Consider the following 15,195-nt stretch of genomic DNA (forward strand, 5'->3'; position numbering starts at 1 on the left):
CTGGAGTCTCGCCATGTCCGCCAGCACACCCCGCGTCATCCACCAGGCCGAAGCCGAGCAACTGCTGCAACGCATCGACGTGCGCCAGGCCATGCGCGACATGTTCCGCGAACTGGCCAGCGGCCAGGCGCTGCAGCCGCCGCAGCAACAGGTGGAATTCCCCGCCGGCGGCGGCGACTTCATCAACTACCTCGGTGTGCTCGCCAGCCAGGGCGTGTACGGGGTGAAGACCTCGCCCTACCTGGTCCGCCAGCCGAAAGCCCTGGTCACCGCCTGGAGCCTGCTGATGTCCATGCACAGCGGCCAGCCGCTGCTGCTGTGCGACGCCGGCAGCCTGACCACCGCGCGCACCGCGGCGACCACCGCGGTGGCCGTGGACGCCCTGGCCAAGCCCGAGGCGCGCGGCCTGGCGATCATCGGCAGCGGCGCGGTGGCCCAGGCGCACCTGCGCTATGTCGCGGACCTGCGCGACTGGCGGGACATCCGCGTGTTCTCGCCGAACCTGAACGCGGCGAAGGCCGCGGCCTTCGCCGCCATCGACCGGCGCGCGCGCGCCGCCGCCAGTCTCGATGACGCCGTGGCCGAGGCCGAGGTGATCCTCCTCTGCACCGCCTCCGGCACCCCGGTGCTGGACCCGGCGCGCCTGGCCAATCCAGCGCTGATCACCTCGATCAGCACCAACGTCGCCCACGCCCACGAAGTGCCGCCGGCCACCCTGGCGCAGATGGACGTGTACTGCGACTACCGCGCCACCACCCCGGCCAGCGCCGGCGAAATGCGCCTCGCCGCCGAGCGGCACGGCTGGGACAGCGCCGCCATCCGCGGCGACCTGGCGGAACTGCTCAGCGGCGCCGCGCCGCGCCCGGACTACCGGCGCCACGCCTTCTTCCGTTCCATCGGCCTGGGCCTGGAAGATGTCGCCCTGGCCAATGCCCTCTACCATTTGTCGCAGTCCTGAGCCGTCCACGGAGCCAGTCATGATCGAAGCGGACTTCCTCATCATCGGCGCCGGCATCGCCGGCGCATCCACCGGCTACTTCCTCTCGCGCCACGGCAAGGTCGCCGTGATCGAACGCGAGTCGCACGCCGGCTACCACTCCACCGGGCGCTCGGCGGCGCTCTACACGGTGGCCTACGGCACGCCACAGGTGCGCGCGCTGACCGCCGCCAGCCGCGCCTTCTTCGACGCGCCGCCGGCGGACTTCGCCGAGCACCCGATCCTCAGCCCGCGCGGCGAGCTGACCGTGGACTTCCAGGGCGACGCCGAAGAGCTGCGCCGTCAGTTCGACAGCGCCCGCGCCAGCGTGCCGGAGATGCAGTGGCTCTCCGCCGACGAGGCCTGCGCCCTGGTGCCGGTGCTGCGCCGCGACAAGGTGCACGGCGCCATGCTCGACCCGAGCGCCGCCGACATCGATACCGACGGCCTGCTGCAAGGCTACCTGCGCGGTATCCGCCGCAACGGCGGCAGCCTCCATTTCGACAACGAAGCGCTGGCCATCGGCCGCGTCGACGGCCAGTGGGAAGTGCGTGCCGCGCAGCAGTGCTTCCGCGCCCCGCTGCTGGTCAACGCCGCCGGCGGCTGGTGCGACCAGCTCGCCGAACTCGCCGGGGTCGCTCCGCTGGGCCTGCAACCCAAGCGCCGCGCAGCCTTCCTCTTCGCCCCGCCGGAAGGCCTGGACAGCCACGCCTGGCCGGTGCTGGTGAGCCTCGACGAATCCTTCTACTTCAAGCCCGACGCCGGCATGCTGCTCGGCTCGCCGGCCAACGCCGACCCGGTCGAGCCGCACGACGTGCAGCCCGAGGAGCTGGACATCGCCCTGGGCATCTACCAGATCGAGGAGCACACCAGCCTGAGCATCCGCCGCCCCAGCCACGTCTGGGCCGGGCTGCGCTCCTTCCTCCCCGACGGCGACCTGGTGTCCGGCTACGACACCCAGACGCCCGGCTTCTACTGGGTCGCCGGCCAGGGCGGCTACGGCATCCAGACCTCGGCGGCCATGGGCGAGGCCAGCGCCGCGCTGATCACCGGCCAGCCGCTGCCCGAACACCTGACCCGCCACGGCCTGAGCGCGGCGCTGCTGTCGCCGGCGCGACTGGCCGGCTGAACCGTGACAGCCGGGCGGCGCATGCGGCACACTCGCCTGCGCCGCCCGCGCGGCGGCCCCTTGCGAGAGCCCAGCGAATGACCCGCACGCCCCACGACCCGCTCGACAACTACAAGGCCATCGCCGATGGCATCGCCACGCTGTTCTTCCCGCATGCCGAAGTGGTCATCCACGACCTCGGCACGCAGCGCGTGGCCTACATCGCCAACAACATCTCCAAGCGCGAGATCGGCGACGACTCGGCGTTGGAGGACATGCTCGAAGGCGACAGCGACGAGCGCACCATCGGCCCCTACGAAAAGCTCAACTGGGACGGGCAGAAGATCCGCTCGGTGAGCAGCGTGCTGCGCGACCCCAAGGGCAAGCCGATCGCCGTGCTGTGCATCAACCTCAACATCACCCTGTTCGAGACGGCCAAGGCCGCCCTCGACCTGTTCCTCTCCTCGAACAAAGTGATCCCGCAGCCGGACGCGCTGTTCCGCGACGACTGGCAGGAACGCATCAACACCTTCCTCCACGCCTGGCTGCGCCAGCGCCAGTTGGGCCTGAACCTGCTCACCCGCGAACACAAGCGCGAACTGGTGCTGGCCCTGCACGCCGAGGGCGCGTTCAAGGGCAAGAGCGCCGCCAACTACGTGGCCAACGTGCTGAACATGGGCCGCGCCACCGTCTACAAGCACCTCAAGGAACTCAAGCAAGAGGTCTGAGCGCCTGCCCCGTCCTAGAGCGGCGCGCGCCCTGCACTAGGGATCGAGCGCCGCGGCGCCGGACGCTTCCCACGCTGCTATGGGTGTCCACCGCATAGCCCGGTGTGCGCCGGCCAGGAAGAATCCGCCGCCTGGCACGCACCGCGCAGTTCGTCGCGGCGTGACCACGGCTGGCCGGGATTCCGGCCGCGATCTTTCATTGGGGTAACGAAGGCTCACGCATCATGACCGACATGCACGTACTGACCGCCGCGGAAATCGACCAGGTATCCGGCGCCGGCATCATCAAGGATCAACTCGCCGCACTGGGCAACAAAGTGGGCGGCGCCCTCTATGGCAAGCTCAGCAACACCTTCGCGGTGAACCTGCCGCTGATCGGCGAAGTGTCGCTGAAGAGCGTCCTGCCCGACCTGGGCGCCGGCTTCGGTTCCGCGATCGGCTCGCTGATCGGCAGCAACATCGAGAACACCCTGAAGAACATCCCGTTCCTGAACAACATCTTCGCCTCGGTGCTCAAGTAAGGCACTCGGCGACGACAGAGCCGGCCAGCGCCCTCGCGCGTCCCGAAGGGACGGCGCGGGGGCGTCGGCCGGCGCTTTTTTGTGGCGGCGCGGCTCAGTCGCCGTAGATATCGCTCTTGAAGTACTTGCCTTCGATTTCCTTGTACTTGCCGTTGGCACGCAGGGCGTCGATGGCCGCGTTGAGCTGATCGACCAGCTCGCCGTTGCCCTTGTGCACGGCGATGCCGGCGCCCTCACCGAAGAATGCCGGGTCCTTGAACGCCGGACCGACGAAGGCGAAGCCCTTGCCGCGCGGGGTGTCGAGGAAGCCGAACTGCAGCGGGATGGAATCGGCGAAGGTGCCGTCCAGGCGCCCGGCCAGCAGGTCCAGGTAGATTTCGTCCTGGCTGGTGTAACGCACCACGTTGGCGCCGGCCTTGGCCAGGACCTGGGTGGCGAAGGTGTCGGCGGTGGAGCCGCGCTGCACGCCGATGTTCTTGTCCTTGAGCTGACTGAACTGCGCGTCCAGTTGACTGCCTTCCTTCATCACCAGGCGGCCCGGGGTGAAGTAGTACTTGTGGGTGAAGTCCACCGAACGCTTGCGCTCGTCGGTGATGGTGATCGACGACAGCGCGGCGTCGATCTTCTTCACCTTCAGCGAAGGGATCAGGCCGTCGTACTCCTGCTCGACCCACTGGCACTTGCGCTGCAACTGCGCGCACAGGGCGTTGCCGATGTCGTAGTCGAAGCCGGCGATGCCGCCCTCGGGGGTCTTGAAGGCGAAGGGCGGATAGGCCGCCTCGATGCCGATGCGCAGCGGCGCCTGCTCGGCCTGGGCGGTAGCGGCCAGGGAAGCCAGGAGCAGGCTGCCCAGAAGGGATTTCAGGTTCATCGATGCAACTCCGTAACGGGGTGGTTGGACAACCTCCCGGCGCCGGCCGAGCGCGCGGCGAGCCGGGAGCAGCGGTACTTCATGGGCAGTCGAAACCTAATCCGGGGCGAGGCGGCGCGCTGCGGGCAGCGGCGCCGGACGAATGACCCTGGCAAACGGTCTTGTCGTTATAAGCCCCGCCCGTGGGTGGGGCGAGGCTGAAATGAACATAAAGTCCAATCTGGACTAAAAAGTACATAACGTCAATCACCCGAACACCCGCTCCCAATACCCGAGCCCGGCCGACCCGTCGGATGGGCCAAGCGCGCAGCGCGATACCCATGCGGGGCGGCGCGTCTCAGCCGCCGCTCATGTTCATGAAGCGCAGCACTTGCACTTCGCCATGGGGGGAAAACACGTGGCGCGCCGGTTTGTCTCGCAGGGCGCCATGGATGGCGTCGAGCAGCGGCTGGTCGTGCAGCGGGTGGCGGCGCAGCAGGGCGCGCAGGTCGAGCGCGTGCTCGTGGCCGAGGCACAGCAGCAGGCGGCCGTCGGCGCTCAGGCGCAGGCGGTTGCAGCTGGCGCAGAAGTTGTGCGTGTGCGGCGAGATGAAGCCGACGCGCGTGCCGGGATGCCGCGCCAGGCGCAGGTAGCGCGCCGGGCCACCGCTGTGCTCGGTGCTGTCGAGCAGTTCATGCCGCGCGGCGATGATGGCGCGCACCGCGTCGCTGGAGCAGACGCTTTCCCCGCGCGCGCGGCCGACCTGGCCGAGGGGCATTTCCTCGATGAAGGCGATGTCCAGGCCGTGCTCGATGGCGTAGTCCAGCAGGGCCGGCACTTCATCGTCGTTGCGCCCTTTCATCACCACGCAGTTCAGGCGAATGCGGGCGAAGCCGGCGGCCTGCGCCGCGTCGATGCCGGCCAGCACCTGGCGCAGTTCGCCGTTGCGGGTGATGGCGCGGAAGCGCGCCGGGTCGAGGCTGTCCAGGCTGATGTTGAGGCGCGCCAGGCCGGCCGCGTGGAGCCCCCTGGCATGCCGCGCCAGTTGCGCGCCGTTGCTGGTCATGCACAGTTCGCGCAGGCCGGGCAGCGCCGCCAGGCGCGCGCAAAGGTCGACGATGCCGGGGCGCACCAGCGGCTCGCCGCCGGTCAGGCGCAGCTTGCCGACGCCGCCGGCGACGAACAGCCGCGCCACCCGTTCGATTTCTTCCAGGCTCAGTACCTGCTGGCGCGGCAGGAAACGCATCTGCTCGGCCATGCAGTAGACGCAGCGGAAGTCGCAGCGGTCGGTCACCGACAGGCGCAGGTAATCGATGCGCCGGCCCTGGCCGTCGATCCACTCGGACATGCTCCGTTCTCCCAGGCAGTCGCTGCCGCTTCAAGCCACCCGGCGTTTCTGCCGGACGATCTGGTAGCGCCGCCCGAGGTACCACACCGGGGCGCTGACGATGTGCACCAGGCGGGTGAAGGGGAACAGCACGAAGAGTGTCAAACCCAGCGCCACGTGCAGCTTGTAGACCAGCGCCACCGGGGCGATGGCCTCGGCGGCGGCCAGCGGCTGCAGGGTGACGACGGACTGCGCCCAGGCGCCCAGCAGCAGCATCACCGAGCCGTCCAGGTGGTCGGTCGAGGCGACGATGGTGGACAGGCCGAGGATCAGTTGCGCATAGAGCACCAGCAGGATCATCAGGTCCGAGGCATTGCCGCTGGCGCGCACCCGCGGGTCGTTGAGGCGGCGCAGCAGCAGGCCGCTGAGGCCGATGAAGCAGAGCACGCCGAACAGGCCGCCGGAGACCATCGCCAGCAACTGCTTGTTTTCCGTGCTGATCAGCAGGTGATAGAGCGAGGGCGGGGTGAGCAGGCCGACGAAATGACCGGCGAGGATGAACAGCACGCCGACATGGAACAGGTTGCTGTACAGGCGCATGCCCTTGTGGCTGAGCATCTGGCTGGAGCCGGCCTTCCAGGTGTATTGCGCCAGGTCGAAACGCGCCCAACTGCCGACCAGGCAGATCAGCAAGGCGACGTAGGGATAGACGCCAAACATCAGTAGATCGATGGACATGATCGGACTCCTCAGCGGGTGGCCCGCGGGTGCGTCTGCGGCACCGGCTGGGCGACCCATTGCAATGGTTGCTCGACGCCTGCGGGCTGGCGCCGGGGGCTTGCCGACGGGCAGCCGGCGGCGGGATCGGTGAAGCTCACCGGGGTTTCCTCCCAGGCGCGGTCGAGGGCTTCGAGGCTGTCGTCGACCGCCTCCTGCTGCGCCTGGTAGCACTGCCCGGCCAGCTCGGGAGCGACCCCGGCGAGCGCCAGCAAGGCCTCGAACGCCTGTGCGTAGAGGCTCTCGCGCTGCGCCAGGCGTTGCGCCAACAGGGCCAGGATGTGCGCCACTTCGACCAGCCCCTGGCGCGCCGCCTCGGCGTCGCCGAGGGCGAGGAACTCCAGGTACAGCGGCAGGTAGTCGGGCAGCTCGTTGGCATCGATGGCCAGGCCGGCGGCGCTGTAGCGTTCGAGCAGGTCGACCATGGCCTGGCCACGGTCGCGGGACTCGCCGTGGACGTGCTCGAAGAGCAGCAGCGACAGCGCGCGGCCGCGCTCGAAGAGGCTGTCGTAGCGCTCCTGGACGTCCAGCAGGTCGCCCTGGCAGAGCGCGTCGAGCAGCGCGGCGAGGCCGTCGCGGCGGGCTTCCGGCAACTCGGCGGTACGGATCAGCGCGTGCAGCGCCAGGCTTTCCGCGCGCACGTCCGGGCTCGGATAGTCGAGCAGCAGGGCGATCAGCTTGAGCACTCGGGATGGGCTGGGCATGCGCGTCACTCCTGTATCTGCACGGTCTGGATGATGTCGCGCTGGTCGCTGGGCTTGCCGCCGAACAGGTTCAGCGCGGAGTTGCCGGAGCAACCGTTGCCGAAGCTGAAGCCGCAGCCGGAACGCTCGGCGAAGGCATCCGAGAGGGCTTCCTCGCGGTGCGCGCTGGGGATGACGAAGCGATCCTCGTAGTTGGCGATGGCCAGGTAGCGGTACATCTCCTCGACCTGCGCCACGCTCAGGCCGACGCGTTGCAGCACCGCCAGATCCTCGCGCCCTTCCACCTGCTGGCAGCGCTTGTAGGCGCGCATCGCCAGCAGGCGCTTGAGCGCCAGCAGCACCGGCGCGGTGTCGCCGGCGCTGAGCAGGTTGGCCAGGTATTGCACGGGGATGCGCAGCGATTCGACGTCGGGAATCATGCCGTCGCTGCCGATGTGCCCCTCGTGGGCGGCGTTCTGGATCGGCGACAGCGGCGGCACGTACCAGACCATCGGCAGGGTGCGGTATTCCGGGTGCAGCGGCAGGGCCAGTTGCCAGTCCACCGCGAGCTTGTACACCGGCGACTTCTGCGCCGCCTCGATGACGCTGTCCGCCACGCCGTCCTTGCGCGCCTGGGCGATCACCGCCGGGTCGTGCGGGTCGAGGAAGATCTCCAGTTGCTTGCGGTAGAGGTCGCCCTCCTCCGCGCAACTGGCCACGTCGTGAATGCGATCGGCGTCGTAGAGCAGCACGCCGAGGTAGCGGATGCGCCCGACGCAGGTCTCGGAACAGACCGTCGGCTGGCCGGCTTCGATGCGCGGGTAGCAGAAGATGCACTTCTCGGATTTGCCGCTCTTCCAGTTGAAGTAGATCTTTTTGTACGGGCAGCCGGAGATGCACATGCGCCAGCCCCGGCACTTGTCCTGGTCGATGAGGACGATGCCGTCTTCCTCGCGCTTGTAGATCGCGCCACTCGGGCAGGAGGCCACGCACGCCGGGTTCAGGCAGTGCTCGCAGAGGCGCGGCAGGTACATCATGAAGGTGTTTTCGTACTCACCGTAGACGTCCGCCTGGACCTGCTCGAAGTTCTTGTCCTGGCGGCGCTTGGCGAACTCGCCGCCGAGGATTTCCTCCCAGTTGGGGCCCCACTCGATCTTCTCCATGCGCTGCCCGCTGATCAGCGAGCGCGGCCGCGCCACCGGCTGGTGCGCGGCGCTCGGCGCGCTGTGCAGGTGCTGGTAGTCGAAGTCGAAGGGTTCGTAGTAGTCGTCGATCGACGGCAGGTCGGGGTTGGCGAACAGGTTGCCGAGCACCCGCAGCTTGCCGCCGATGCGCGGGCGGATGTCGCCGGCCGGCGTGCGGACCCAGCCGCCCTTCCATTTGTCCTGGTCTTCCCAGGCCTTCGGGTAGCCGATGCCGGGTTTGCTTTCGACGTTGTTGAACCAGGCGTATTCCACGCCTTCGCGGCTGGTCCAGACGTTCTTGCAGGTGATCGAGCAGGTGTGGCAACCGATGCATTTGTCGAGGTTCAGCACCATGCCGACTTGCGAACGAATTTTCATGGCGTCTCTCCTCAAATGTCCTGGGGCAGCGGGCGCGGCAGGGCGTCGCCGCCCAGGCCGCCATGCAGCGGTTCGTCGAGCCAGTCGACGCGGGCCATCTTGCGCACCACGACGAATTCGTCGCGGTTGCAGCCGACCGTGCCGTAGTAGTTGAAGCCCCACGCCTGCTGGGCGTAGCCGCCGATCATGTGGGTCGGCTTGAGGACCACGCGGGTCACCGAGTTGTGGTGGCCGCCACGGGTCTGCGTGGTCTCGCTGCCGGGCACGTTCACGATGCGCTCCTGGGCGTGGTACATCATCACCATGCCGTCCTTCACCCGCTGGCTGACCACCGCGCGGCAGGTGGCGGCGCCGTTGGCGTTGAACACCTCGACCCAGTCGTTGTCGACGATCCCGGCACGCGCCGCGTCGTGCTCGCTGAGCCAGATGATCGGGCCGCCGCGCGACAGGGTGAGCATCAGCAGGTTGTCGCTGTAGGTGGAGTGGATGCCCCACTTCTGGTGCGGGGTGATCCAGTTGAGGACGATCTCGCGGTTACCGTTGGGCCGCTTGTTCAGCAGGCTCTCGGTGGTGCGCGTATCGACCGGCGGCCGGTAGCTGACGAAGCCTTCGCCGAAGGCCTGCATCCACGGGTGGTCCTGGTAGAACTGCTGGCGGCCGGTGAGGGTGCGCCAGGGGATCAGTTCGTGGACGTTGGTGTAGCCGGCGTTGTAGCTGACGTGTTCGTCTTCCAGGCCGGACCAGGTCGGGCTGGAGATGATCTTGCGCGGCTGCGCCTGCAGGTCGCGGAAGCGGATTTTCTCGTCTTGCTTGGGCAACGCCAGGTGCGCGTGCTCGCGCCCGGTGATCGTCGACAGCGCCTGCCAGGCCTTCACCGCCACCTGGCCATTGGTTTCCGGGGCCAGCGAGAGAATCACCTCGGCGGCGTCGATGGCCGTTTCGATGCGCGGGCGGCCCTGGCTGACGCCCGGCTCGGCGACGCGCTGGTTGAGGTCGCCGAGCAGCGTCACTTCCTTCTCGGTGTTCCAGCCGATGCCCTTGCCGCCGTTGCCCAGGGTGTCCAGCAGCGGGCCGAGGGCGGTGAACTTCTTGTACAGGTTCGGGTAGTCGCGCTGCACCAGGTGCAGGCTGGGCATGCTCTTGCCCGGCAACGGCGCGCAGTCGCCGGCCTTCCAGTCGCCGCCGCCGTAGGGTTGCGCCAGTTCGCCGGGGGTGTCGTGCAACAGCGGCAGGGTGACCAGGTCCTGCTCCACGCCGAGGTGGCCGACGGCGACGGCGGAGAAGCGCTTGGCGATGGCCTTGTAGATCTCCCAGTCGCTCTTCGCTTCCCAGGCCGGGTCGGTGGCCGCCGACAGCGGGTGGATGAAGGGGTGCATGTCGGAGGTGTTGAGGTCGTCCTTCTCGTACCAGGTGGCGGTGGGCAGGACGATGTCCGAGTAGACGCAGGTGGAGGACATGCGGAAGTCCAGGGTGGTGACCAGATCGAGCTTGCCCTCGGCGCCCTGCTCCACCCAGTCGACCTCGTGCGGGCGCGGGCCGCCGGCCTTGCCGAGGTCGTCGTTCATCACCCCGTTCTTCGCACCGAGCAGGTACTTGAGCATGTACTCGTGGCCCTTACCCGAGCTGCCAAGCAGGTTGGAGCGCCAGACGAACAGGTTGCGCGGGAAGTTCTGCGGGCTGTCCGGCGCCTCGCTGGCGAAGCGCAGGCGGCCGTCCTTCAGCTCGCGGACCACGTAGTCCTGCACCGACAACCCGGCCTTCTCGGCGGCGGCGGCGAGGCGCAGCGGATTGCGGTCCAGTTGCGGCGCCGACGGCAGCCAGCCCATGCGCTCGGCGCGGACGTTGTAGTCCAGCGCGTGCTCGGGGAACTGCCTGGGGTCGGCCAGCGGCGACAGCACCTCATGCATCGAGAGCTTTTCGTGGCGCCACTGCGAGCTGTGCAGGTAGAAGAAGCTGGTGCCGTTCATCTGCCGTGGCGGACGGCTCCAGTCGAGGGCGAAGGCCAGCGGCGCCCAGCCGGTCTGCGGACGCAGCTTTTCCTGGCCGACGTAGTGCGCCCAGCCGCCGCCGCTCTGGCCGACGCAACCGCACATCATCAGCATGTTGATGACCGCGCGGTAGTTCATGTCCATGTGGTACCAGTGGTTCATCGCCGCGCCGATGATCACCATGGCCTTGCCCTGGGTCTTGTGCGCGCTGTCGGCGAACTCGCGGGCCACCTGGATCGCCCGCGCCGCCGGCACGCCGGTGATGCGCGCCTGCCAGGCCGGGGTGTAGGGCACCTCGGCGTCGTCGAAGGAGCTGGCCACGTTGCCGCCGCCGAGGCCGCGATCGAGGCTGTAGTTGGCCATCTGCAGGTCGTAGACGGTGGCCACGCGCAGGCGCTGGCCGTCGGCCCCGGCGATCTCGCGGAAGGGCACGCGGCGCAGCAGCACGGCGTCGTTGTCCACCCCCGGGAAGTGCGGATGCGCCTGCCCGGCGAAGTACGGGAAGGCCACCTCGCAGGCGTGCTCCGGACCGTCGATCAGCGACAGCCGCAAGCGCGTCTCGCGGCCCTCGCCGCCTTCGCGCTGGGCGATGTTCCACTTGCCCGCCTCGCCCCAGCGGTAGCCGATGGCGCCGGTCGGCGAGACCAGTTCGTCGTTGGCCTCATCGATGGCGATGGTCTTCCACTGCGGGTTGTTGTCCTGGCCGAGGTTGCTGTCGAGGTCGGCGGCGCGCAGGTAACGGGTCGGTTTCCAGGCTCCGTTGGCGTAGTCTTCCAGCAACACCAGCATGGGCATGTCGGTGTACTGCCGGCAGTAATCGACGAAGTAGGCGCTGGGCCGTTCGAGGTGGAATTCCTTGAGGATCACATGGCCGAAAGCCATGCCAAGGGCGGCGTCGGTGCCCTGCTTGGGGTTGAGCCAGAGGTCGGTGAGCTTGGCCACCTCGGCGTAGTCCGGGGTGATGGCGACGGTCTTGGTGCCCTTGTAACGCACCTCGGTGAAGAAGTGCGCGTCGGGGGTCCGCGTCTGCGGCACGTTGGAGCCCCAGGCGATGATGTAGCTGGCGTTGTACCAGTCGGCCGACTCCGGCACGTCGGTCTGCTCGCCCCACACTTGTGGTGACGCGGGAGGAAGGTCGCAGTACCAGTCGTAGAAGCTCAGGCACACGCCGCCGAGCAGCGACAGGTAACGCGCGCCGGCGGCGTAGCTGACCATGGACATGGCCGGGATCGGCGAGAAGCCGATGATGCGGTCCGGACCGAAGGTCTTGGCGGTGTAGACGTTGGCCGCGGCGATGATCTCGGTGACCTCGTCCCAACTGGAACGGACGAAGCCGCCGAGGCCGCGCTGGCTCTTGTAGCTGTGCGCCTTGTCGGCGTCCTCGACGATGCTCGCCCAGGCGTCCACCGGGTCGCCGTGCTCGGCGCGCGCCGCGCGCCAGAGCTTGAGCAGGGCCTTGCGCACCTTCGGGTACTTCAGCCGGTTGGCGCTGTACAGATACCAGGAATAGCTGGCCCCGCGCGGGCAGCCACGCGGCTCGTGGTTGGGCAGGTCGGCGCGGGTGCGCGGGTAGTCGGTCTGCTGGGTTTCCCAGGTGATCAGGCCGTTCTTCACGTAGATCTTCCAGGAACAGGAGCCGGTGCAGTTCACCCCGTGGGTGGAACGCACGATCTTGTCGTGCTGCCAGCGCTGGCGGTAGCCGTTTTCCCAGGCGCGGCTCTCGTTGGTGACCTCGCCATGGCCATCGGCGAATTCGCCCTGCTTCTTCTTGAAGAACTGCAGGCGGTCGAGCAGGTAACTCATGGGTCTCTCCTCACCCGGCCGCGGCCGGGCGTTCAAACGCTGATCGGGCGCAGTGGGGCGGACGGCGCCAGGCGTCGTCCGCCGACGGAATCAACAGGGGCTTTCCGCGCCCTTGCGCGCGTACCACCACCAGGTCACGACGATGCAGCTCAGGTAATAGGCGATGAACACGTAGAGGGCGCCCTCGGCGCTGCCGGTCATGGCCAGCGAGGTGCCGAACGCCTTGGGAATGAAGAAGCCGCCGAAGGCGCCGACCGCCGCCGAGAAGCCGATCACCGCCGCCGACTCCATGCTGGCGTGGCGCGCCGCGCCGGCTTCATCGACCAGGCCGCGGCGCAGGCGGGCGGCCCACTGGTTGCGGAAGATCACCGGGATCATGCGGAAGGTGGAGCCGTTGCCGATGCCGGCGAAGAAGAACAAGGCGATGAAGGCACCGAGGAAGCCGAAGAAGCTGCCCTGGCCATTGCCGCCGGGCAGGAAGGCGATCACCGCCAGCACCCCGGCGACCATGGCCACGTAGTTCCACAGGGTGATGCGCGCGCCGCCGAACTTGTCCGACAGCCAGCCGCCGAGCGGCCGGCTGAGGGCGCCCACCAGCGGTCCGAGGAAGGCGTACTGCAGCGGGTTGATGTCGGGGAACTGGGTCTTGCTGAGCATGGCGAAGCCGGCCGAGAAGCCGATGAAGGAACCGAAGGTGGCCACGTAGAGCAGGCACATCAGCCAGTTGTGCTTGCGCGTGAAGATCACCGACTGCTCGCGGAACGAGGCTTTGGCGTCGGCGATGTCGTGCATGCCGAACCAGGCCAGCAACGACACCACGGCGATGAAGGGCACCCAGATCCAGCCGGCGTTCTGCAACCACAGTTGGCTGCCGTCGGCGAGCTGCTCGGGAGCGCCGCCGAACGGGCCGAACAGGCCGGCGGTGACCGCCAGCGGTACGGCGAACTGCATCACCGAGACGCCGAGGTTGCCGAGCCCGGCGTTGAGGCCGAGGGCGGTGCCCTGCTGGCTCTTCGGGTAGAAGAAGCTGATGTTCGACATGCTCGAGGCGAAGTTGCCGCCGCCGAAACCACACAGCAGGGCGATGCAGGCGAACACCCAGTATGGCGTGTCCGGGTTCTGCACGGCGAAGCCCAGCCACAGGCAGGGAATCAGCAGCGAGGCGGTGGACAGCGCGGTCCAGCGGCGGCCGCCGACGATCGGCACCATGAACGAGTAGAACACCCGCAGGGTCGCGCCGGAGATCGACGGCAGCGCGGCGAGCAGGAACAGCTGGTCGTTGCTGAAGCTGAAGCCGACGCTGTTCAGGCGCACGGTGACGGTGCTCCAGACCATCCACACGGAGAACGCCAGGAGCAGCGCCGGAATGGATATCCACAGGTTGCGGCTGGCGATGCGCTTGCCGCTGTGCGCCCAGAACGCCGGGTCTTCCGGGCGCCAGTCGAGCAGCAAGGGCCCGCGGTTGGCGTTTTCTGGCAGGTTGACGATCGTGCCCATGACGGGACTCCCTCAGTGATGAGCGGAAAGGGTGGGGGACAGGTCGACATCGGCGACCGAGGCCTGGCCGTCGATGCGCCGTTGCTGCTTGATCGCGTAGTGCATCCAGACCATGCAGACCACGGTCAGGCCGAACAGCAACATGAAGCAGGAGGAGCGCACGCCGATGCGGTCGGCGGCGTAGCCGAAGAGGATCGGCAGGCAGAAGCCGCCGAGGCCGCCGATGACACCGACCATGCCGCCGACGGTGCCCATGTTGCGTGGGTAGTAGTCGTGGATGATCCGGTACACGCTGGCCTTGCCGAAGCCCTGGGCGATGCCGACGACGAACACCAGGAAGGTGAACAGCCAGACGTTCAGGGCGATGCCCAGGCTGAGATCGCCCTGGATGCCGTGGATGGTCATGGTGGTCGGCGGGTACGACAGGCAGAACAGGCACACCAGGCACACCCAGAACACGCCCCAGTTCACCGCGCGGGCGCCGTAGCGATCGCTGAACCAGCCGCCAAGGGCGCGGATCAGGCCGGACGGCAGGGTGAACAGCATGGTGATGAAGGAGGCGGTCTTCAGGTCCAGGCCGTACTCGGCGATGTAGTACTTGGGCAGCCACAGGGCCAGGGCGACGAAGCCGCCGAAGACGAAGAAGTAGTACAGGCCGAAGCGCCACACGCGCAGCTCGGCCAGCGGCGCCAGTTGCTGCGCCAGGCTCGGCCGCGCGGCCCGCGGCGCGTCGGCGTCGCGGGCGTGGGCCGGGTCGGTCCAGGTGCAGCACCAGAACAGCAGGGCGGTGACCAGCATGGCCAGCGAGTAGACCTGCGGCACCATGCGCCAGCCGAAGGCGACCACGATCAGCGGCGCCACCAGGTTGGTGATCGCCGCACCGGCGTTGCCGGCGCCGAAGATGCCCATGGCGGTGCCCTGGCGTTCCTTCTCGAACCAGGCCGAGGTGTAGGCGATGCCCACCGCGAAGGAGCCGCCGGCCAGGCCGACGAACAGCCCCAGGACCAGGTACTGCCAGTACTGCTGGGCGAAGGCCAGGCCGTAGATCGGAATGGCCACCAGCAGCATGTGGATGAAGAACACGATGCGCCCGCCGAAGCGGTCGCTGAGCAGACCCAGCGGCAGGCGCACCAGCGAGCCGGTGAGGATCGGCAGCGCCACCAGCAGGCCGAACTGCGCCTCGCTCAGGCCCAGCTCCGCCTTGATGCGGATACCGATGATGGAAAACATCGTCCAGACGGCGAAATTCACCGCGAACGACAAGGTACTCATACCCAGTACCACGTATTGCTTGTGCCGATTCGATCGCATGGCGCCCTCCCCTCTCTGGCCACCGTTGCCGGCACCCTAGGCAGGGCAACCCACCGCGCATTTG

Annotated in this window: 12 protein-coding genes; 4 read left to right on the plus strand and 8 right to left on the minus strand. The window is 68.1% G+C overall.

Annotation, left to right across the window (positions count from 1 at the left end):
* The first annotated feature begins 13 nt into the window (after positions 1–13).
* The 4 genes from BLQ74_RS05365 (at position 14) to BLQ74_RS05380 (ending at position 3,333) form a co-directional block, all read left to right on the plus strand.
* On the plus strand, positions 14–958 hold the full coding sequence (locus BLQ74_RS05365) for an ornithine cyclodeaminase family protein (RefSeq protein WP_090261507.1): 945 nt from the start codon (positions 14–16) through the stop codon (positions 956–958).
* Between the two features lie 19 nt (positions 959–977).
* Complete coding sequence (locus tag BLQ74_RS05370; RefSeq protein ID WP_090261508.1) at positions 978–2,105, plus strand: NAD(P)/FAD-dependent oxidoreductase; 1,128 nt, start codon at positions 978–980, stop codon at positions 2,103–2,105.
* A 77-nt stretch (positions 2,106–2,182) separates the two neighbouring features.
* Positions 2,183–2,812 (plus strand): helix-turn-helix transcriptional regulator, encoded by a 630-nt coding sequence (locus BLQ74_RS05375; protein WP_090261509.1) that lies wholly within the window; start codon positions 2,183–2,185, stop codon positions 2,810–2,812.
* Between the two features lie 224 nt (positions 2,813–3,036).
* Positions 3,037–3,333 carry a hypothetical protein gene (locus BLQ74_RS05380; protein WP_090261510.1) on the plus strand — a complete coding sequence of 99 codons (297 nt, stop codon included), beginning with the start codon at positions 3,037–3,039 and terminating at the stop codon, positions 3,331–3,333.
* A gap of 94 nt (positions 3,334–3,427) precedes the next feature.
* Here the strand turns inward: BLQ74_RS05380 and BLQ74_RS05385 are convergent, their stop codons facing one another.
* From BLQ74_RS05385 to BLQ74_RS05420, 8 genes are all read right to left on the minus strand, one after another.
* Positions 3,428–4,204 carry an ABC transporter substrate-binding protein gene (locus BLQ74_RS05385; RefSeq protein ID WP_090261511.1) on the minus strand — a complete coding sequence of 259 codons (777 nt, stop codon included), beginning with the start codon at positions 4,202–4,204 and terminating at the stop codon, positions 3,428–3,430.
* A 337-nt stretch (positions 4,205–4,541) separates the two neighbouring features.
* A complete protein-coding gene (gene moaA / locus BLQ74_RS05390) occupies positions 4,542–5,531 on the minus strand; it encodes a GTP 3',8-cyclase MoaA (protein ID WP_090261512.1) in 990 nt (329 codons plus the stop codon).
* Between the two features lie 30 nt (positions 5,532–5,561).
* A complete protein-coding gene (gene narI, locus BLQ74_RS05395; RefSeq protein ID WP_090261513.1) occupies positions 5,562–6,248 on the minus strand; it encodes a respiratory nitrate reductase subunit gamma in 687 nt (228 codons plus the stop codon).
* An 11-nt stretch (positions 6,249–6,259) separates the two neighbouring features.
* On the minus strand, positions 6,260–6,991 hold the full coding sequence (gene narJ / locus BLQ74_RS05400; RefSeq protein WP_090261514.1) for a nitrate reductase molybdenum cofactor assembly chaperone: 732 nt from the start codon (positions 6,989–6,991) through the stop codon (positions 6,260–6,262).
* Between the two features lie 5 nt (positions 6,992–6,996).
* Positions 6,997–8,532: a nitrate reductase subunit beta gene (gene narH / locus BLQ74_RS05405; RefSeq protein ID WP_090261515.1), complete on the minus strand. Its 1,536-nt coding sequence runs from the start codon at positions 8,530–8,532 to the stop codon at positions 6,997–6,999.
* An 11-nt stretch (positions 8,533–8,543) separates the two neighbouring features.
* Positions 8,544–12,323: a nitrate reductase subunit alpha gene (locus tag BLQ74_RS05410; RefSeq protein WP_090261516.1), complete on the minus strand. Its 3,780-nt coding sequence runs from the start codon at positions 12,321–12,323 to the stop codon at positions 8,544–8,546.
* Between the two features lie 90 nt (positions 12,324–12,413).
* Positions 12,414–13,820, minus strand: coding sequence for a NarK family nitrate/nitrite MFS transporter (locus BLQ74_RS05415; RefSeq protein ID WP_090261517.1), 1,407 nt, complete (start codon positions 13,818–13,820; stop codon positions 12,414–12,416).
* Positions 13,821–13,832: 12 nt separating this feature from the next.
* Entirely contained in the window at positions 13,833–15,131 is a 1,299-nt protein-coding gene (locus BLQ74_RS05420) for a nitrate/nitrite transporter (RefSeq protein WP_090261518.1), read from the minus strand.
* Between the last annotated feature and the right edge of the window lie 64 nt (positions 15,132–15,195).

This window comes from Pseudomonas panipatensis (assembly GCF_900099785.1).
Classification (GTDB): domain Bacteria; phylum Pseudomonadota; class Gammaproteobacteria; order Pseudomonadales; family Pseudomonadaceae; genus Pseudomonas; species Pseudomonas panipatensis.

Coding starts and splice junctions, on each gene's coding strand:
- BLQ74_RS05365 (WP_090261507.1), top strand. CDS start 14: ATGTCCGCCAGCACACCCCGCGTCATCCACCAGGCCGAAGCCGAGCAA.
- BLQ74_RS05370 (WP_090261508.1), top strand. CDS start 978: ATGATCGAAGCGGACTTCCTCATCATCGGCGCCGGCATCGCCGGCGCA.
- BLQ74_RS05375 (WP_090261509.1), top strand. CDS start 2,183: ATGACCCGCACGCCCCACGACCCGCTCGACAACTACAAGGCCATCGCC.
- BLQ74_RS05380 (WP_090261510.1), top strand. CDS start 3,037: ATGACCGACATGCACGTACTGACCGCCGCGGAAATCGACCAGGTATCC.
- BLQ74_RS05385 (WP_090261511.1), bottom strand. CDS start 4,204: ATGAACCTGAAATCCCTTCTGGGCAGCCTGCTCCTGGCTTCCCTGGCC.
- moaA (WP_090261512.1), bottom strand. CDS start 5,531: ATGTCCGAGTGGATCGACGGCCAGGGCCGGCGCATCGATTACCTGCGC.
- narI (WP_090261513.1), bottom strand. CDS start 6,248: ATGTCCATCGATCTACTGATGTTTGGCGTCTATCCCTACGTCGCCTTG.
- narJ (WP_090261514.1), bottom strand. CDS start 6,991: ATGCCCAGCCCATCCCGAGTGCTCAAGCTGATCGCCCTGCTGCTCGAC.
- narH (WP_090261515.1), bottom strand. CDS start 8,532: ATGAAAATTCGTTCGCAAGTCGGCATGGTGCTGAACCTCGACAAATGC.
- BLQ74_RS05410 (WP_090261516.1), bottom strand. CDS start 12,323: ATGAGTTACCTGCTCGACCGCCTGCAGTTCTTCAAGAAGAAGCAGGGC.
- BLQ74_RS05415 (WP_090261517.1), bottom strand. CDS start 13,820: ATGGGCACGATCGTCAACCTGCCAGAAAACGCCAACCGCGGGCCCTTG.
- BLQ74_RS05420 (WP_090261518.1), bottom strand. CDS start 15,131: ATGCGATCGAATCGGCACAAGCAATACGTGGTACTGGGTATGAGTACC.